Annotated in this window: 19 protein-coding genes and 1 pseudogene; 11 read left to right on the forward strand and 9 right to left on the reverse strand. The window is 53.3% G+C overall.

Annotated elements, in window-relative coordinates; genetic code table 11:
* Positions 1-36: 36 nt before the first annotated feature.
* The 3 genes from Q0X97_RS08205 (at position 37) to Q0X97_RS08215 (ending at position 2,279) form a co-directional block, all read left to right on the forward strand.
* A complete protein-coding gene (locus Q0X97_RS08205) occupies positions 37-306 on the forward strand; it encodes an oxidative damage protection protein (protein WP_302066848.1) in 270 nt (89 codons plus the stop codon).
* A gap of 258 nt (positions 307-564) precedes the next feature.
* Entirely contained in the window at positions 565-1,470 is a 906-nt protein-coding gene (gene menA, locus Q0X97_RS08210) for a 1,4-dihydroxy-2-naphthoate octaprenyltransferase (RefSeq protein ID WP_302066849.1), read from the forward strand.
* Positions 1,471-1,589: 119 nt separating this feature from the next.
* Positions 1,590-2,279 (forward strand): Bax inhibitor-1 family protein, encoded by a 690-nt coding sequence (locus Q0X97_RS08215; RefSeq protein WP_302066850.1) that lies wholly within the window; start codon positions 1,590-1,592, stop codon positions 2,277-2,279.
* A gap of 71 nt (positions 2,280-2,350) precedes the next feature.
* On the opposite strand, the gene Q0X97_RS08220 is transcribed toward Q0X97_RS08215, so the two are convergent.
* The 3 genes from Q0X97_RS08220 to Q0X97_RS08230 form a co-directional block, all read right to left on the reverse strand.
* Positions 2,351-3,289, reverse strand: a complete 939-nt coding sequence (locus Q0X97_RS08220; protein WP_302066851.1) for a metal ABC transporter solute-binding protein, Zn/Mn family — start codon at positions 3,287-3,289, stop codon at positions 2,351-2,353.
* 99 nt (positions 3,290-3,388) lie between these two features.
* The gene (locus Q0X97_RS08225; RefSeq protein WP_302066852.1) at positions 3,389-4,264 is read right to left on the reverse strand and encodes a metal ABC transporter permease; all 876 of its coding nucleotides are present in this window, start codon (positions 4,262-4,264) and stop codon (positions 3,389-3,391) included.
* An 87-nt stretch (positions 4,265-4,351) separates the two neighbouring features.
* Positions 4,352-5,077, reverse strand: a complete 726-nt coding sequence (locus tag Q0X97_RS08230; RefSeq protein WP_302066853.1) for a metal ABC transporter ATP-binding protein — start codon at positions 5,075-5,077, stop codon at positions 4,352-4,354.
* A gap of 417 nt (positions 5,078-5,494) precedes the next feature.
* Between Q0X97_RS08230 and Q0X97_RS08235 the strand changes: the two genes are divergently transcribed.
* Positions 5,495-5,791, forward strand: coding sequence for a DUF2288 domain-containing protein (locus Q0X97_RS08235; protein ID WP_302066854.1), 297 nt, complete (start codon positions 5,495-5,497; stop codon positions 5,789-5,791).
* Between the two features lie 110 nt (positions 5,792-5,901).
* Complete coding sequence (mutY, locus tag Q0X97_RS08240) at positions 5,902-6,966, forward strand: A/G-specific adenine glycosylase (protein ID WP_302066855.1); 1,065 nt, start codon at positions 5,902-5,904, stop codon at positions 6,964-6,966.
* Between the two features lie 229 nt (positions 6,967-7,195).
* Here the strand turns inward: mutY and Q0X97_RS08245 are convergent.
* Together Q0X97_RS08245 and putA are read right to left on the reverse strand one after the other, a co-directional pair.
* Positions 7,196-7,347, reverse strand: a pseudogene (locus tag Q0X97_RS08245) (signal peptidase); the annotation flags it as partial.
* A gap of 21 nt (positions 7,348-7,368) precedes the next feature.
* The gene (gene putA / locus Q0X97_RS08250; protein ID WP_302066856.1) at positions 7,369-10,986 is read right to left on the reverse strand and encodes a bifunctional proline dehydrogenase/L-glutamate gamma-semialdehyde dehydrogenase PutA; all 3,618 of its coding nucleotides are present in this window, start codon (positions 10,984-10,986) and stop codon (positions 7,369-7,371) included.
* Positions 10,987-11,604: 618 nt separating this feature from the next.
* Here putA and Q0X97_RS08255 point away from each other — a divergent pair.
* On the forward strand, positions 11,605-12,354 hold the full coding sequence (locus Q0X97_RS08255; protein WP_302067706.1) for an isochorismatase family protein: 750 nt from the start codon (positions 11,605-11,607) through the stop codon (positions 12,352-12,354).
* Positions 12,355-12,562: 208 nt separating this feature from the next.
* Here Q0X97_RS08255 and Q0X97_RS08260 read toward each other — a convergent pair whose 3' ends face one another.
* The 4 genes from Q0X97_RS08260 to Q0X97_RS08275 all read right to left on the reverse strand — a co-directional run bounded on the left by Q0X97_RS08260 (position 12,563) and on the right by Q0X97_RS08275 (position 15,831).
* Complete coding sequence (locus Q0X97_RS08260; protein WP_302066858.1) at positions 12,563-12,685, reverse strand: hypothetical protein; 123 nt, start codon at positions 12,683-12,685, stop codon at positions 12,563-12,565.
* Positions 12,686-12,713: 28 nt separating this feature from the next.
* On the reverse strand, positions 12,714-13,340 hold the full coding sequence (locus Q0X97_RS08265) for a hemolysin III family protein (RefSeq protein ID WP_302066859.1): 627 nt from the start codon (positions 13,338-13,340) through the stop codon (positions 12,714-12,716).
* A 129-nt stretch (positions 13,341-13,469) separates the two neighbouring features.
* Entirely contained in the window at positions 13,470-14,915 is a 1,446-nt protein-coding gene (locus Q0X97_RS08270) for a dihydrolipoyl dehydrogenase (RefSeq protein WP_302066860.1), read from the reverse strand.
* A gap of 178 nt (positions 14,916-15,093) precedes the next feature.
* Complete coding sequence (locus Q0X97_RS08275; protein ID WP_302066861.1) at positions 15,094-15,831, reverse strand: glutathione peroxidase; 738 nt, start codon at positions 15,829-15,831, stop codon at positions 15,094-15,096.
* A gap of 309 nt (positions 15,832-16,140) precedes the next feature.
* On the opposite strand from Q0X97_RS08275, the gene Q0X97_RS08280 reads away from it, so the two are divergent.
* The 5 genes from Q0X97_RS08280 to Q0X97_RS08300 all read left to right on the forward strand — a co-directional run bounded on the left by Q0X97_RS08280 (position 16,141) and on the right by Q0X97_RS08300 (position 18,824).
* The gene (locus Q0X97_RS08280; RefSeq protein WP_302066862.1) at positions 16,141-16,668 is read left to right on the forward strand and encodes a C40 family peptidase; all 528 of its coding nucleotides are present in this window, start codon (positions 16,141-16,143) and stop codon (positions 16,666-16,668) included.
* A 156-nt stretch (positions 16,669-16,824) separates the two neighbouring features.
* A complete protein-coding gene (locus tag Q0X97_RS08285) occupies positions 16,825-17,358 on the forward strand; it encodes a septation protein A (RefSeq protein ID WP_302066863.1) in 534 nt (177 codons plus the stop codon).
* A gap of 4 nt (positions 17,359-17,362) precedes the next feature.
* Positions 17,363-17,653, forward strand: a complete 291-nt coding sequence (locus Q0X97_RS08290) for a YciI family protein (protein ID WP_302066864.1) — start codon at positions 17,363-17,365, stop codon at positions 17,651-17,653.
* Positions 17,653-17,934, forward strand: coding sequence for a BolA family transcriptional regulator (locus tag Q0X97_RS08295; protein ID WP_302066865.1), 282 nt, complete (start codon positions 17,653-17,655; stop codon positions 17,932-17,934). Before Q0X97_RS08290 ends, Q0X97_RS08295 begins: the two co-directional genes overlap by 1 nt.
* Positions 17,935-17,951: 17 nt before the next feature.
* Positions 17,952-18,824 carry a peptidyl-prolyl cis-trans isomerase gene (locus Q0X97_RS08300; RefSeq protein WP_302066866.1) on the forward strand — a complete coding sequence of 291 codons (873 nt, stop codon included), beginning with the start codon at positions 17,952-17,954 and terminating at the stop codon, positions 18,822-18,824.
* Positions 18,825-18,841: the final 17 nt, after the last annotated feature.

Genomic DNA, 18,841 nt, shown 5'->3' on the forward strand with positions numbered 1-18,841 from the left:
GGCCGTCTGAAACACTACATTCAAAAGGAAACCGACATGACCCGCATGGTTCACTGCATCAAACTCGGCAAAGAAGCCCCCGGCATGAAATTCGCCCCGCTGCCCAACGAGCTGGGCAAGCGCATTTTTGAAAACGTATCCCAAGAAGCATGGGACGCTTGGACACGCCACCAAACCATGCTCATCAACGAAAACCGCCTCAGCCTCGCCGATCCCCGTGCGCGCCAATATTTAGCGCAACAAATGGAAAACTACTTCTTCGGCGACGGAGCCGACCAAGTGCAAGGCTATGTGCCGCAAAAATAATCTTTCCGGATTGCTTTCGGAAAACAAGCAAAGGCCGTCTGAAAACAGTTTTCAGACGGCCTTTGCTTAACACCGGTTATCGGCTTGGCACTTGATGTTCCTTATCCGAGCCGAGAACCGCCGCAACCGATCGTATCCGACATACAACCCGTACACAGCCGAACTTCTCTGTAATCCCCCGTTATTGTATCCACATCAAATACTTTCAGACGGCCTCATATATAATCAGGCACTTTCCGTACCTTCGACAAATACCTTATGGCTTTCAAACACTGGCTCGCCGCCGCCCGCCTGCGTACTTTGCCGCTAGCCGCTGCGTCTGCATTATGCGGCGGCGTGTCGGCTGCCCTGAATCAGCAAAGCAATCCGCCGGTTTTGGTGTTGTGCGTCATGACCGCCGTCGCCCTGCAAATATTCAGCAATTTGGCCAACGATTACGGCGATGCCTGCAACGGTGCCGACTCCGCCGCCCGCCGCGGGCCGGAGCGCATGGTTAGTGCCGGGTACATCAGCCGCACCGTCATGAAACGCGGGCTGTTTGCCGCCGCCGTTATCTGCTGTGCGCTCGGCATCGCCCTTTTAGCAGCCGCCCTGCCCTCCATCGGCATGAGCGGACTGCAAAACTGGCTGTTGTGGCTGCTGCTCGGTGCGGCGGCGGTGGCGGCGGCATTCGCTTATACCGCCGGTAAAAAACCTTACGGCTATGTCGGTTTGGGCGATTTGGCCGTGCTGGTTTTCTTCGGCTGGCTCGGCGTGCTCGGTTGCGAATATCTGCAAACAGGCCGTCTGAACGCATGGTCGTGGTTGCCCGCCACCGCGCTCGGATTGTGGTGCAGCATGGTGTTGAACATCAACAATATGCGCGATATCAATAGCGATGCGGCCGCAGGCAAAACCACCGTCGCCGTGCGCTTGGGGCTGCGCCGCGCCAAGCTGTATCACACTGCTTTGCTGGCTGCGGCGGGGCTGATGTGGTGGGGTTGGCTGCCGCAATATTTCAACACGGCGGCGGCAGGCCGTCTGAATGCTTTTCTGCTGGCGGCATCACTCATCCACTTGTATTTTCTGAAAAAAGCCCAATCTTGCGCACAGCTCGACAAACTGCTGCCGCAATGGAGCATCACGGTTTTGCTGTGGGTGCTGCTGTTGTGGCTGCACGCGTGAAGCCGGTCGGCGGCACTTCAAACCGGTTGCGATAATTTTGCGCCAAAATCTTTGATTTGCTGCTAAAATCTTTTTTCATTCATTTTTTACACACATTCCTCAAATAGGGAGCAAACGCCATGCAAAACGACGTTTACCATTACACCCAAACCGCCGGCGCGGTGCAGAAAAACACCGTGCTGCGCAAAACCTACGGCCTGCTCGGTCTTTCTTTCATTCCCTGTGCTGCGGGCGCATTTTTGAGCAGCCAAATCGGTTTCAACTTATACAGCATGTTCGGCAACCGCTGGATTGCTTTCGGCGTGGTGCTGGCCTTTTTCTACGGCATGTGCTTTCTGATTGAAAAAAACCGTTACAGCAATGTGGGTGCCGCTCTGTTGATGGTGTTCACTTGCGGCATGGGCGTGCTGATCAGCCCGCTGCTGCAATACAGCCTCAGCTTCAGCAACGGCGCGAAAATCGTCGGCCTTGCCGCCGCCATGACCGCCGCCGTGTTCTTTACCATGGCTGCGATGGCGCGCCGTACCAAAGCCGATATGAATTCACTCGGCCGCTTCTTGATAGTGGGTGCCGTCGTGTTGATGGTAGGCGTAGTGGCCAATATGTTCCTGCAAATTCCTGCGCTGGGCTTAACCATTTCCGCCGGTTTTGTGATTTTCAGCTCGCTGGTGATCATGTGGCAGGTTCGTACCGTAATTGACGGCGGCGAAACCAGCCACATCAGCGCGGCTTTAACCATCTTCATTTCACTCTACAATATTTTCAGCAGCCTACTCAACATCTTGCTTTCTTTGAGCGGCGAAGATTAACTTACATTGAAACATCAAAAAAGAGGCCGTCTGAAAACTTTCAGACGGCCTTTCTTATCGGCAACCGCAGCTTATTGCTTCATTGCATCGGTTAACGCTTTCACATTGTAGCGGTACATGTTCACATAAGTATCCGCCGGTGCGCCGGTGCTCAAGGCATCGGAATACAGTTTTCCGCTTACTTTCACGCCGGTTTCTTGGGCGATGCGGTCAACCATGCGCGTGTCTTTGATGTTTTCGGCAAACACTGCCTTGATGCCGTCGCGCTTAATCTGGCGGATAATCGCCGCCACTTGTTTGGCAGACGGTTCGGCACTGCTGCTCACGCCTTGCGGGGCGATGAATTTGATGTTGTAACGCTTGCCCATATAGGCAAAAGCATCATGGCCGGTCAACACTTTACGTTGGTTTTGCGGCACGGCGTTAAAGGCCTTTTGAGTGTCTTCGTGCAGCTTTTTCAACTGGCCTTGATAGCCCGCCAAACGCTGCTGGTAGTAAGCCTTACCTTCGGGGTCGGCTTTAATCAGGGCGTTGGCGACGTTTTGGGCATACGTTTGCATCAGCACAGGATCGGTCCACACATGCGGATCGAATTCGCCGTGGTCGTGATGATAGTGGTCATGGCCGTGGTGGTCGTGATCATGGCCGTGATCGTGGTCATGATGGTGGTGTCCGCCTTCGGGTGCTTTCAGCGCTTTGATGCCCGCCGCAGCTTCGGCATAAGCGACTTTGCTTTGTTTCACGGCACGTTGCACGTCTGCCGCTTCCAAGCCCAACCCGTTTACCAACACCAACTTGGCCGAGCGGATTTTTTTCACGTCGCCGCTGGTCATGTGATAGGCATGTGCGTCTTGGTTGGGGCCTACCAGATTCTGTACGCTCACGCGCTCGCCGCCAACCTGCTTAGCCACATCGCCCAAAATGCTGAAACTGGTTACCACAGGCATGGGGGCGGCATACAGGCTGCCGGAAACCAAAGCGGCAATCAAACCGGTTTTCCAATGTTTCATAATTTTTCCTTTGCTATAACATAACTTTGGTTGATCTTACAACCCGCCGCAAATGTGCTTCAAACACATTTCAAGCAACAGGCCGTCTGAAAAGGATGTTTAAACTTTAAGGTGCCGCTTGTGCCGCAACCATTTCGGCACGATGCCGCCTTCCCAGCCGAGCAGTACCGAAAACAGATAAAGCACGCCGCACCACAGAATAATCGCGGGGCCGGAAGGGATTTCGATATAGTACGAAAACAACAGCCCGCCGAAGCCGCACAGCAAAGCCGCCGAAACCGACAGCAACAGCAACATGCCCATGCTCCGCGCCCACAGCCGTGCGGTAATCGCCGGCAGCATCATCAAACCCACCGACATCAACGTACCCAGTGCCTGAAATCCGGCCACCAGATTCATCACCACCAGCACCAAAAACAGCACGTGCCAAAAGCCGCCTTTGCCGTTTACCGCCTTTAAAAACAACGGATCTATGCTTTCCAACACCAGCGGCCGGTAAATCACCGCCAGCACCAGAATGGTTGCGCTGGCAACTGCCGCCACCAACTGCAAAGCGGGCAAATCCACCGCCAGCACCGAACCGAACAAGAGATGCAGCAAATCGATGCTGCTGCCGTTTTTACTGACCAACACCACGCCGATGGCAAGGCTGCTCAAATAAAACGCCGCAAAGTTCGCATCTTCTTTCAAAGTGGTAAAACGGCTCACCAATCCGGCCAGCAGCGCCATCAGCATTCCTGCTGCAAACCCGCCCACGCTCATGGCGGGCAGGCTCAATCCGGCAAACATGTAGCCGATGGCGGCACCGGGCAGCACCGCATGGCTGAGGGCATCGCCTACCAAACTCATGCGGCGCATTACCAGAAATACGCCCACGGGTGCTGCGCTCAGGGCGAGAAATACCACCGAGGCCAGCGCATAGCGCATGAAGTCGAATTCCGCAAACGGCCCGACGATTAATTCGTAAGCATTCATTTCGTTCTGTCTGAGGCCGTCTGAAAAAGTTCAAGCGGCCTTATTTATCTGTTTGTTTTCAGACGGCCTTTTATAATCCGGCCGCCGCTATACCGCACACCATTCGCCGGTTTCATGCCGCTGCACCGCTGCGTTTGCCTTTTGCAAAAAGCGGTCGGTCAACACCGATTCGGTGGCTCCGGCGGCAATTTTTTCGCGCGCAATCAGCAGGGTATTGGGAAAATACGCCCGCACCTGCTCGTAATCGTGCAATACGGCTATAACCGCCAGCCCTTCCTGATGGCAACGGCGCAGCACGTCCAAAAGCGCGTAGGTGGTTTTCGCGTCCACCGCGTTGAACGGTTCGTCCAACAAAAGAAACTTGGCATCCTGCACCAGCATGCGCGCGAACAATACCCGCTGGAACTGACCGTTGGACAAATGCGCAATCTGGCGTGAAGCAAAATCCGCCATTTCCACGCGCTGCAAAGCCTCTTGCACCCGTTGCCGCTGGCGGGCATTCACACTCCCGAAAAAGCCGATTTCATACCACAAGCCCATTGCTGCCAGCTCGAACACCGTCATCGGCTGGCTGCGGTCGATATCGGACTGCTGCGGCAGGTAGGCGATGTCTTTCCGCTGCAAACCCTGAAGGCGCACGCTGCCGGTATCGGCTTTCAGCAAACCGAGCACGGCTTTGAGCAGGGTGGATTTTCCCGCCCCGTTCGGGCCGAACACCGCCCACATGCTGCCGTCGGCAAATTCCATGTCCAAATGGTGCACGGCGGGAAACCGCTGATAGCTGACGGTAAGGTTTTCAACCACGATGCTCATGCTACGGCCCAAAAATAAACGCTCCACAGTAAGGCCAGCGCACATAGCGCCAGCAGCAAACGTTGGAGCAAACCGGTTAATAAAATCGAATTCATGGACACTTCTTAAAAGGTTTCAGACGGCCTGCGGATACATTGCTCTGGGCCGTCTGAAATCATCGCCAAATGAACGGATGATACTTTATAACAGTATGGTTGTAAAACAAAAAATTGACGAAAGCGTATTCTACACAATTTTCTGCCGCCCGTCTTCATGCCGTACAAATATAATTTCAGCCGGTCCGACGCCGATGCTTTCGTAAAACGAAACCGAGCGACATCCGGCCATTTTTCCAATCTGTGCCGAAATACCACCCACAACCGAAACCGCCGCCAAAAAATCGGTACAATACGTTTTTTCTTTTCACGGAAGCCCGTCATGTCCGAACCGCTATTGAACGACAAGCTCAACCTTGAAACCGCCCGCATCAACTGGCAGGAACTGCAACCCCACTTCGCCCGCGGAGCGGCAGTTTACGTCAGCCCCGATTTGGATTTGATCGACATCGCCCGCCGCATGGCCGACGACGACAGCACAACTTTGAGCGCACTGATGCGGCAAGGCAAATTCGGCTTAGTTAGCGAGGCACAGGCACGGCAGTTTCTGGCCGACAACCAAGACATGTGGGCGGTGGTGGTCGCACCGTGGGTATTGGTGCAGCCTTGCGCCGGCTGACCTTCCCCGATTGGCGGGAGGCCGTCTGAAAACCGGTTCCGACGGCCTCCGCACAATCACCGCCCCATTAACGATAAAATACGCTTTTTCAATTCAGACGGCCTCTTAACATGCCCTCCCTCCCCTCTTTCGCCGAACGCCTGATAAGCTGGCAGAAACGGCACGGCCGCCACCATCTGCCGTGGCAGGTGCGCGAAGCCTACAACGTATGGCTTTCCGAAATCATGTTGCAGCAAACCCAAGTGGCTACCGTGCTCGACTACTATCCCCGCTTCGTCGCCCGCTTTCCCACCGTGGAACAGCTTGCCGCCGCCCCGCAAGACGACGTATTGAGCCTGTGGGCCGGCTTGGGCTATTACAGCCGCGCCCGCAACCTGCACAAAGCCGCGCAGCAGGTGGTAAACGATTTCGGCGGCATCTTCCCGCAACAGCGCGGCGAATTGGAAAAACTCTGCGGCGTGGGTAGAAGCACGGCGGCGGCCATCGCCGCGTTTGCCTTCCACCGGCGCGAAACCATACTCGACGGCAACGTAAAACGCGTGCTCTGCCGCGTGTTTGCCCGCGACGGCAATCCGGCCGACAAAAAATTTGAAAACGAACTCTGGACGCTGGCCGAAAGCCTACTGCCCGAAAAAAACAGCGACATGCCCGCCTATACGCAAGGCTTGATGGACTTAGGCGCAACCGTATGCAAACGCACCAAACCGCTGTGCGGACAGTGCCCGATGGCGGACATCTGTGCGGCCAAAGCGCAAAACCGCATTGCCGAACTGCCGCGCAAAAAAACCGCCGCCGAAGTGCAAACCTTGCCGCTCTACTGGCTGGTGCTGCGCGATAAAAACGGCGCGTTATGGCTGGAAAAACGTCCGCAAAAAGGCATCTGGGGCGGCCTGTATTGCGTGCCGTGTTTTGAAACCCTCGACGCACTGCACAACTATGCCGCCCGCTTTAGCGATGTTTCAGACGGCCTCGAAGAACAAGCCCCGCTTACCCACCGCCTCACCCACCGCCTGCTACTGATTACGCCTTTTTGCGCCGCGATTCCGCAAGTCAGGCCGTCTGAAAACCTTTCGGACGGCCTGTGGGTGGCCAAACAGGATTTAGCCGCCTACGGCCTGCCCAAACCTTTGCACGGCTGGCTGAATAAAACGCAAAAGGATTTGTTCGGCGGTTGAACATATCGGATGAAAATACGGCCGGTACGTTTATTCTTGATACAAAGCGGCAAAGCGATGTGAAACCGATTCCGTCGCCGCATCGGCGCTTTACAAAAGCGTTCTCTTTCAACCAAACCACGGTAGGTCGTCGTAAAAATTAAGTTTGCCCGCCGTAACCCGTTCCGCTTCCATGCCGCCTTAGAAAACAACCGAGGCCGTCTGAAAACTTTTTCAGACGGCCTGAGACCTTATGCAAAACCCTCAGATGTGGATGCAGTTCAAGGCGTAGCAGCGCAGCGAGTGCAGACATATCACACGATAGGCAAACGAGCGAGCAGCGCACAACGCAGAAATGCGCCGCAAATGGGGGTTTTGCAAAGGTCTCGGCCTCGTTATGATTTAAGACGGCATCAAACCCGATCAGCTTTCTGCCATCGCCATCAAGCTTGCGTTTCCGCCCGCCGCAGTGGTGTTCACGCTGCGGCTGATTTCTTCGAACACCTGCAAAATGTCCAAGCCGTCGGCGGCATCGAGTATTTTGATGATTGCGCCGTCTTGCAGGGCGGTTTGCTGTTTGAGTTCGGCGGGAAGCGGCTCCAGCGAGGCCAGATGGCTGATGCCTTCGGGCACGTTGCGGCTGCTCACTTCAATCAGGCCGTCTGAATGTTCGCGCCAGATGGCCAGCGGGTGTTCTCGGGTAACGACTGCCGCCGAACCTGCCGCCGCCAGTTGAATCAGCGCGGCGAAGGCGTTTTCCAAGCTGCCGCCGTAAAGCCATACTTTTTCGGGTGCGCGCCACATGGCGGTGTTGCGCTCGCCCGTCGGCCCCGGCAGCTGGGTTTCGGCTTGGCGCAGGGTGTGTACGCGCGTTTCGCCCATCACTCTGCCCAAGCGCACTTTTTGTTCGTGGTCGAAGCCCATTTGCTGCATCAGTTTTTCCAATGCCGCCAACGCGGTTTCGTCGGCTTTGCCGTTGCGGGTGAGCGCGGGTATCTGCCATTTGCCGCGGCTGAGTTTTTGCAGGTAAAACGCGCCGCCTGCTTTGGGGCCGGTGCCCGACAAGCCGTGTCCGCCGAAAGGCTGTACGCCGACGACGGCACCGACGATATTGCGGTTCACATACACGTTACCCGCTTCGATGCGGCTGCAAATGTGCTCGATGGTGCCGTCGATGCGGCTGTGGATGCCGTGGGTGAGCGCGTAGCCTTTGCCGTTGATTTGCCGAATCAAACCGTCGAGTTCGTGCACGCGGTAACGCACCACATGCAGCACGGGGCCGAACACTTCGCGCTGCAAGTCGTTCAAATCGTTCAGTTCGAACAATATCGGCGCAACGAATGTGGCGTTGCCGCCGTTTTGGCGAAACTCGCTCAGCTCGTTTTCAGACGGCCTGATTTCGTGATACGACTTCGCTACGCCTTTCATTTTGTTGATGTGTGCCAGTAGGTTTTGCTGCGCTTCGGCATCAATCACGGGGCCGATGTCGGTGGCAAGGCGTATCGGATTGCCGACGTTCAGCTCACTCATCGCGCCTTTAATCATCCGAATCATGTGGTCGGCCACTTCTTCCTGCACGCACAAAATACGCAGGGCGGAACAACGCTGGCCGGCGCTGTCGAACGCGGAAGCCAGCACGTCCGTGCACACCTGCTCGGCCAGCGCGGTGCTGTCGACAATCATCGCGTTCATGCCACCGGTTTCGGCAATCAGCACGGGGTTGTCGGCACGGCGGCTCAGGGCTTGGTTAATCAGTTTGGCCACTTCGGTAGAGCCGGTGAAAATCACGCCGTTGATACGTTCGTCTTGCGTCAACGCCGCGCCCGCTTCGCCCGCCCCCAACACCAATTGCAGCGCATCTTTCGGCACGCCCGCTTCATGCAGCAGGCGCACGGCGTAATGGGCAATCAGGCAGGTTTGCTCGGCGGGCTTGGCAATCACGGCATTGCCGACGGCCAGCGCGGCCACGACTTCACCGACAAAAATCGCCAGCGGGAAATTCCACGGGCTGATAGCGACAATGGTGCCGACCGGTGCGCGTTCGGCGCAGGTGGTTTCGGCTTCGTCGGCATAATAGCGGCAGAAATCGACCGCTTCGCGCACTTCGGCAATGGCGTTGTTCAGCGTTTTACCCGCCTCGCGCACAGCCAGCATCATCAGCACTGGCATGTGCGCTTCGAGCAGGTCGGCAAAACGGCGCAGGCATTCTGCCCTTTCAGACGGCCTTTTGCCCGCCCATGCCCCTTCCGCAGCTTTGGCGGCGGCCACCACATCGCTGACGGAGGCCGTCTGAATAAAGGCGGCGGTGCCGACAATATCGCTGTGGTCGGCGGGATTGCGCACGGGCTGCGGTTCGCCGCTTGGTACGGCCACGGCGGTGATGGAGGCCGTCTGAAAATCTTGCTCTGCGGCGGTGTTCATCTCGTTTTGCAGTTGTTGCAGCACAAATTCATTGCTCAAATCCACGCCTTGCGAATTCAGACGGCCTGCCCCGTAAAGGTGGCGCGGCAACGGCAGCGCGGCGTGCATTTTGCCTTGTGTTTGTGCGGCGGCATCGAGCGGGCATTTGACTAAATCGTCAATGCTCACTTTTTCATCAACGATTTGGTTCACAAACGACGAATTGGCACCATTTTCCAGCAGGCGGCGCACCAGATAAGCCAGCAGCGTTTCATGCGTGCCCACCGGCGCGTAAATGCGGCAGCGGCGGCCCAAGTTGTTGGCGCCGACCACTTGGTCGTACAGCGTTTCGCCCATACCGTGCAGGCATTGGAATTCAAAATCTTTGCCCTGCCCCATTTGGTAAACCGCCGACAAGGTGTAAGCGTTGTGGGTGGCAAACTGCGGGAACACGGCATCTTGTGCGGCCAGCAGTTTGCGGGCGCAGGCGAGGTAAGATACGTCGGTGTGGACTTTGCGGGTGTAAACGGGATAGCCGTCCAAGCCGTCCACCTGCGCCCATTTGATTTCGCTGTCCCAATATGCGCCTTTCACCAAACGGATCATCAGTTTTTGCTTGTGGCGGCGGGCGAGGTCGATTAAATAATCAATCACAAACGGGCAGCGTTTCTGATAGGCCTGCACCACAAAACCGATGCCGTTGAAGCCGGCCAAATCGGCATCGCCGACCAATGCTTCCATCAGGTCGAGCGACAGTTCCAAACGGTTGGCTTCTTCGGCATCGATGTTCAGGCCGATATTGTATTGTTTCGCCAGCACAAACAGCTCTTTCAAACGCGGCAGCAGTTCGCTCATCACGCGTTCGTGCTGCGCGCGCGCATAACGCGGGTGGATGGCGGAAAGTTTCACCGAAATGCCGTTGCCTTCATACACGCCCGCACCCGACGCATCTTTGCCGATGGCGTGGATGGCGTTTACATAATCCTGATAATAGCGGTCGGCATCGGCCTGCGTCATCGCCGCTTCGCCGAGCATGTCGAACGAAAAACGGTAGCCCGATTTTTCGCGCTCTTTGCCGTTTTTCAATGCCTCTTCAATGGTTTGGCCGGTAACAAACTGCTTGCCCAACAAACGCATGGCGTAATCCACGCCCTTGCGTATCATCGGTTCGCCGCCTTTGCCGATGATGCGGGTTAAGGCCATGCCCAAAGTTTTATCGTCGTTGGCCGCGGTGAGCTTGCCGGTAATCAGCAGCCCCCATGCGGCGGCGTTCACAAACAGCGACGGGCTGTTGTTCAGATGGCTTTTCCAATTGCCGCCCGAAAGTTTGTCTTGAATCAGCTTGTTGCGGGTGGCATTGTCGGGAATCCTCAGCAGGGCTTCGGCCAAACACATCAGCGCCACACCTTCTTCGCTCGACAGTGAAAACTCGTGCATCAACGCATCCACGCCGCTGGCTTTGGTGCGGTCGGCCCGCACTTGCGCCACCAAACGGCGCGCCAGTTTCGCCGCTTCTTCTTTTTCCTCTGCACTCATTTCGGCGCGTTGCAGCATATCGGCCACCGCTTCGGCCTCGTCGCGGCGGTAGGCGGCGGTAACGGCATCACGCAAAGCGGATTGGGGTTGGGCAAAGTCAAACATGATATTTCTCCGAAACAGAATTATTTTGATAGCACAGCGGATTGTAGCGCAGGCCGTCTGAAAACTTCATCAAAATATCAAGGCGGGCAACAAAACCGCACTGATGCCGCAAGATAGGCATTTATATAGATAAGCAGACAGGCAGCCGGCAAACCACTTCTATTTCCAGATTACAGACATCGCAACCTTTGCAGCCGCCGGCCATGAGCGGCTTCACAGCATATGCAAATGCGCGGCCGACGGTGTTTTTGGGCAAGCCTTATACTGTTTATTCTGAAAGTACCGTTTATCCATACCCTCCCGTCGCCATGTAGCGTTACTTTTTTTTACAAAAACGGTGCACCACTTTATAAAAATATCTGCTCCACATCTGACTTTTTCGTATAAAAACAACACATCGAAACCGGAACACCGTCTTGCAATACCATATGAATATTTATATTTATTTATTAAAAATCAAATGATTAAATATATAAATAGAATAATTGGAAATATTTAATAAGATATATTTATCGCTAAATAGACATTAACAAAGATAATTGTTTACACGTTTTAAAATAATTATTGGAACAACACCATTTATCTTGATAATATGCCGCTCATCAAAAGAAAAAACGTTTGTCCGGCTTTCACGCCGCCCAGCAAACGGAAAGCAAGTTTAACCACGCAGGGGCAGACATCATGACTATTATCGCCATCGACCTTCAGCCGCAATGCAGATTTTCCTGCTTTGCCGCCAATGATCAGCAGTGTGTCCACCAACCGGAGCAAATTGTGCCCGAGCTGAATAATCAGGCGAGATTGGCGCACAAACGTGTTCTGATCGAAAACGTCTCCGCCCCCAAAGAAACCTTGTGTGCCAGCCATTGCACCAACGAATACGGCATCACCATTCCACAAAACCATTTTGTGTTTGTGCGCGAAAACTATTTGTCTATTCAGACATCGCAAAATGAAAACTGCCACGGTGCGCATTTATTGCGCGGCCTGCCGTGCCCTGCCGATTACGACCATGCCATCGAGGTGGAAGGCGAAGTAACCGACAGCGCATGTTTTCACGATAAAAAAGAATATTGCAGCACCGGCTTGGTTGAATGGCTGCATGCCCAAGAAGCCGAAACCATCATCATCGGCGGCTTGGCAACCGAACATTCTGTTCTGCAAACCGCCGCACACCTCAGTTGGTACAATGATAACTGGCACGTTATCGTTAACCTTTCCGCCTGCCGCGGCTACACCCCCGAGAGTGCGATTAAAGCCGTTTACACCATGCGCCAAGCCGGTGTAACCGTTGTAAGCAGTACCGAAGAGTTGCAGGCAGCCATCGAAAACGGCCCTGCCACCCGCGTAATGCGCAAAGTTTCATGATTGTTTTAAACTTCAGAATCTCTTAGCAGACACTCCCATCTGTAAGAGCACTTTTCAGGCCGTCTTTTCAGACGGCCTTTTTTTATCCGCACCGCAAATACGGCAAATACCCTTGTTTTCAAACAAAGCGGCAGGCTGCGTGCGGGGCAAACGGTACGGAACCGATTCCGTTGCCGCTTCAGCCGGCCTGCAAAACCTTCCCTTTAAATCAAGGCGCGGCAACACCGCAGTAAAAATTACGTTTTTCTGCCCCAGCTATTTTACAAACGGCTTTAATGCCGCCCTGCCCGACAAAAGCCGAGAGGCCGTCTGAAAATGCTTGCTCTAACATTTTCAGACGGCCTCTTAAGCTACTGCAGTCAAATCACATAAAAATATACGCAAATAAACTGCGCCAAGCTGCCGCCCAACACAAACAAATGCCAAATGCCGTGCCCGTGCTTGATCTTCGTATCGTTGATAAACCAATAAATTCCCGCACTGTACAACAGGCCGCCGAGCACCAGCCAAAACATTCCTTCCGGCGGCAGCGTTTTTACCAGCGGATAAATCGCCACCAACACCAGCCACCCCATCAACACATACAGAATCAGCGACAACAGCCGTTTTTCACTTTTACGGCCGATGGTCAGCTCCTGAATGATGCCAAACAAAGCCAGCCCCCATGATACGCCGAATAACGACCACCCCCACGCCCCTTGCAGCGTTACCAACGTAAACGGTGTGTAACTGCCTGCAATCAAAAGATAAATGGCGCAGTGGTCTATTTTCTGCAGCACTGCCTTCGCTTTCGGCTGAGGCACACTGTGATAGATTGTCGAACCTACATACAGCACAATCAGGCAAGTGCCGTAAGCCGCGGCACTGACCACTTTATAAACGTCCAGCGTCCCCACCGCCTTAATCAGCAGCAACACCATTCCCGTAATGGCCAATACCGCACCGGCCAAATGGCTGTATGCATTGAATCTTTCGCCTATATACATAATTAATAATGATTCTTATCTTTAGAATGTGAGCAGTTTACCCGATTCAATCCGCAAACGGCAGTTTGAAAGCATAAAATCCAGTTAAAAAGGCCGTCTGAAAATTTCAGACGGCCTTTTGCCATTTGCTTAATCACCCACGCATTCGGCACATTCGGTATGCACTTCGCCCAATTTCAGCTTGCTGTTGGCATCGCGCAAAGCGGTGCGCAAACCTTCTTCGATTACCGGATGGTAGAAAGGCATATCCAGCATTTGCGGAACGGTCATCTTCTGCTGATGCGCCCATGCCAGCAAATGTGCCAGATGCTCGGCAGCCGGGCCGACGATTTCCGCACCGATAAACAATCCCGTGCCTTGCTCGGCATACACGCGCATATGGCCTTTGTTGACCAACATCACGCGGCTGCGGCCTTGGTTGCGGAACGATACTTCGCCGATAACCACGCATTCGGGGTTTTTATAACGCTCCGTCACTTGAGCGTATTTCAAGCCGATAGAAGCAATCTGCGGGCTGGTGAACACCACACCGATGGTGCTGCGGCGCAAACCGTTTTGAATATTCGGATACATGCCCGCGTTGTCGCCGGCAATCTTGCCTTGATCGCTGGCTTCATGCAGCAGCGGCAGTTGGTTGGAAGCATCGCCTGCGATAAAGATATGCGGAATGCTGGTTTGCATGGTCAGCGGGTGGGCTTTCGGCACACCGCGGTTATCCAATTCGATATTGATGTTTTCCAAACCGATATTGTCGACGTTCGGGTGGCGGCCTATCGCGGCCAGCAGGTAATCTGCGGTAAATACCCCGCTTTCGCCGTTTTCAGACCAACTGATTTCCACTTCGCCCTTATCGTTCAGTTTGGCTTCGGTTTTCGCATCCAAATGCAATACCAATTCTTCGCCGAACACGGTTTTCGCTTCTTCCAATACCACCGGATCGGAAATGCCGCCAAGCATACCGCCGACACCGAAGATTTCTACTTGCACACCCAAGCGGTGCAAAGCCTGACCAAGCTCCAAGCCGATCACGCCGGGGCCGAATACGGCCACACGTTTAGGCAGGGTGTTCCATGAGAACACGTCGTCATTGATGATAACTTTATCACCCAAAGCCTGCCATTGAGGTAATACGATAGGACGCGAACCGGTGGCGATGACGATACGGTCGGCTTTGATTTGAGTGTGGTCGTCAATTTGAACGGTATGCTCGTCAACAAATTTGGCCGCGCCCATAATGCGTTTGTCGGCAGGCCATTCTTCCACATCGCTGACCACGAAACCCACAAAGCGGTCGCGCTCGGATTTCACGCGGTTCATCACTTCTTCGCCGTTCACGGTAACGCTGCTTTTATCCAAATGAACGCCGAACGGATCGGTATGCAGGGCATGATGGCGTGCCTCGGCAGCGGCAATCAGCAGTTTGGACGGCATACAGCCCACGCGGGCGCAAGTGGTGCCGAAAGTGTGGCTTTCGATCAGATAAACATTGTCGGTATGCAAACGCGCATTACGGAACGCACCCATGCCGGCAGTTCCGCCGCCGATTACCACAACGTCAGCTTGAATCTGTTTCATATTGTTTTTCCTTCGATGGGCGGTTTCCCGCCGCTAAAACTAAGAGTTATTCAGGCAGTATCGTCCGTATCGGCCCGCGACTGCCTGAATAACCCTTAAGCTATTCAGATGGGCCGTCTGAAAGCGAACTTTAGTGAGCTTCGCTAAAACGGCCCGGTTCGTACATCAACTAATCAGATTAGTTTTTAGCCAGATAGGCTTCCAAATCTTCGCTGCCGCCGATGTATTTACCGCCGATAAATACTTGCGGAGCGGTTGCTTTACCGGTGATGGCGCGTACGGAAACGATGCTGGTATCTTTGCCCAATACGATTTCTTCGTAAGCCAAACCTTTAGCTTCCAATGCCGCTTTGGCTTTGGCACAGAATTGGCAACCGGGTTTGGTGAAGATGGCCACAGATTCTTGAGCTTTCCAGTTCGGAGCAACGTATTTCAACATAGTGTCGGCATCGGAAACTTCAAAGGGGTCGCCTTCTTTTTCCGGCTCGATAAACATTTTTTCGATTTTGCCGTCGTTTACCAGCATAGAGTAACGCCAAGAGCGTTTGCCGAAGCCCAAGTTGTCTTTGTCAACCAGCATGCCCATGCCTTCGGTGAATTCACCGTTGCCGTCCGGAACCATGATGATGTTGTCGGACTCTTCGTCGGCCGCCCAAGCGTTCATTACGAAAGTGTCGTTCACAGATACGCACAAAATGCTGTCTACGCCGTTTTCTTTAAACGCTTTGGCCAGCTCGTTGTAGCGGGGCAGGTGGGTAGAAGAACAAGTGGGGGTAAATGCGCCCGGTAAAGAGAACACTACTACTTTTTTACCTTTGAACAAATCATCGGTAGAAACATCTTTCCAAGAATCACCAACGCGGGTGTGGAATACAACGCTCGGTACTTGCTGACCGGTACGATCTACTAAAGCCATTTTGATACTCCTGTCTTTAAAACGTTTAAATGAAAGGGATTAAACATAAATCGGAAAGAAAGATTTTAACTTATGTTTTTCAATCTGAATGATTTATAGTTCAAATAATGTACATTACGAAAAACTATGCCATTACTTTAAACACAACCAGACCAGAATAAACATATAAGGCTGCCTCATAAATAAAGCCAGTATGTTTTACGGAAATTTACAGACTCCCCTGACTCGCACCACACCCGCCCAACTCTACTTTTCAGACAGCCTTTTTTCCTTTATATTCAAAACCGTATCAACTTAAGGCAAATCGTCGTGAACATCCTGCATAAAACCCTTTTCATCGGCTGTTCCCTGTTATTGCTTGCCGCTTGCGGCGGCAGCCCGAAAACACCCCTCAGAAACAAAGCCGGGCAAACCGCCCGCAAGGTGCAACCGGTGCGCATTACCCATATCGACCGCGAACAAGGCGCTCAAGAATTGATGCTGCACAGTATCGATTTGATCGGCACACCTTACCGTTACGGCGGCAGCACTACGGCCGCCGGCTTCGATTGCAGCGGCATGGTTCAGTTTGTGTATAAAAATGCCTTGAATGTCAACCTGCCCCGCACCGCCCGCGATATGGCCGCCGCTTCCCGCCCTATTCCGCAAGGCCGTCTGAAAACAGGCGATCTCGTCTTCTTCAACACCGGCGGTTTGAGCAAATATTCGCACGTCGGCATGTATATCGGTAACGGCGAATTCATTCATGCGCCGTCCAGCCGCGGCGTGATACGCACCGAGAAACTCGACAGCCCATACTATTCGAAGCGGTTTATCGGCGCGCATACGTTTTTCTGACAAGAACAGCACCATCCGATGAGCAGATAATGGTTTTCAGACAGCCTAAAAAGCCGTATTTCAGATTTTTCAGAGCTTTTCATTATAAATAATGCAAAAGCCAGCTTCTGGCTGTATCATTAGATATTTGTCCAACCTAGTATCCGCTGTTTTAATATGAAAGTATTAAGCGATTTAATCGCCGTTATCCTGTTTTTCCTTACTTATACCTTTACCAAAAATATCGTTTGGGCAACAGCCGTTGCATTAGTCATCGGCGTGTTGCAGGCTTCGTTCACATGGATGAAGCACAAAAAACTCGATACCATGCAATGGGTAAGTTTGGTTTTAATTGTCGTGTTCGGCGGAGCCACCATTGTATTGCGCGATGCCCGTTTCATTATGTGGAAACCGACCCTGCTGTTTTGGTTCGGTGCACTGGCATTGGGCATCAGCCACGCCCTAAACAAAAGTGGCCTCAAAGCCATGCTGGGCAAAGAATTGAAACTCAACGACAATATTTGGCGCAAGCTCACTTGGGCATGGATTGCTTTTTTAATCTTCATGGGCGCGGCCAATCTTGCCGTTGCCTATACTTTCTCTGAAGCCCAATGGGTGAACTACAAACTCTTCGGCTCCACCGGCTTGATGATCGTATTCTTTATCGGACAAGGCCTTTACCTGAGCCGCCATTTACCGCAGGAGAATTGATTTTATGGAATATTACATGTTGCTCGCCACCGACGGCGACGACACGCACGAAGCACGCGCCGAAGCGCGTCCGGCCCACTTGGCACGTTTGGAAGCCCTGCAAGCCGAAGGCCGCCTGCTCACCGCCGGCCCCACACCGCTCCCCGACGAACCGGAACGCGTTTCAGGCAGTCTGATCATTGCAAAATTCGCCTCATTAGATGACGCGCAAGTATGGGCGGAACAGGACCCGTATGTAGATGCCGGCGTGTACAGCGAAATCCTGATCAAACCTTTTAAAGCCGTATTCAAATAATGAACATGGAACAGATTATCGAAGGCCGTCTGAACACCTTGGCACCCCAAGTGTTCGAATTCCGCGATGACAGCCACCTTCATGCCGGGCACGCAGGCAATACCGGCGGCGGACACTACGCCGTTTTGGTTGTCAGCGAAACCTTTGCTGGCGTAAACCGTGTTAACCGCCAACGCATGGTAAAAGAACTGTTGCACGACTTATTTTCAGACGGCCTGATACACGCCTTAAGCATTAAAGCGGCCACGCCCGACGAATATTTCAACCATCCCAACCCTTAAAATTTAAAGAGCTCCCCATGAAAAAAACCTATTTAATTTCTGCACTGATGTTAACCGTCTTCGCCGGCAGTTTGGCTGCTAAAACTCTGGTTACCGTGAACGGCACACCGATCGACAGCAAAACCATTGACGAACAAATAAAAATGCTGCGAAGCCAAAACAAACAAATCCAAGACACCCCCATACTGCGCCGCGACTTGATTGAACGTCAGGTAATGCTGACGTTGACCAACCAAGAAGCCAAGCACCTCAAACTAGATCAAGGTGCCGAATACAAACAAGTGCTCGAACAAGCCCGTGCTGCCGCCAAGCAGCAAGGAGCCGACAAACAGCCTCAGTTCAAACAACAATGGGCAGCCTACGAAAGCGAATTATTGCATCAAGCATTTATCACCCATGTAGTCCGCACCAATCCGGTTAAAGAAAGCGATGCCAAAGCTGCCTACGACGACTACAGCAAATTTTACAAAGGCAGCCAAGAAATCCAAATGGGCGAAATCATTACCCGCAGCAGCGGCGATGCCCAAAAAGCCATTGATGCCCTGAAAGCCAAGCAAAGCTTCAAAACCGTCGCCACCCGCTACACCATTGACCCGCAAGGCAAGAAGAGTGGCGGCATTGCCCCGATTTACGCCAACCTGAAAGACTTGGAAGTCAACGCCCCTACGCTTTACGCCGCGGTTAAAGACCTGAACAAAGGCGGCTACACACAACCGATAGAAAGCGACGACGGTTTGCTCGGCATATTTTATGTAAACGACAAACGCGCTTTCAATGTTCCTTCTTATGAAAGCGCCAAAAACAACCTGATGCAAGATTTGCAAGCCGCCCGCGTTGAAGCCGCCATCCAAGCCTTGTATCAAAAAGCCAAAATTCAGAACGCAAAATAAGTCTGAACCGGAAACCG

The organism is Neisseria sp. MVDL19-042950, from assembly GCF_030504625.1.
GTDB lineage: Bacteria > Pseudomonadota > Gammaproteobacteria > Burkholderiales > Neisseriaceae > Neisseria.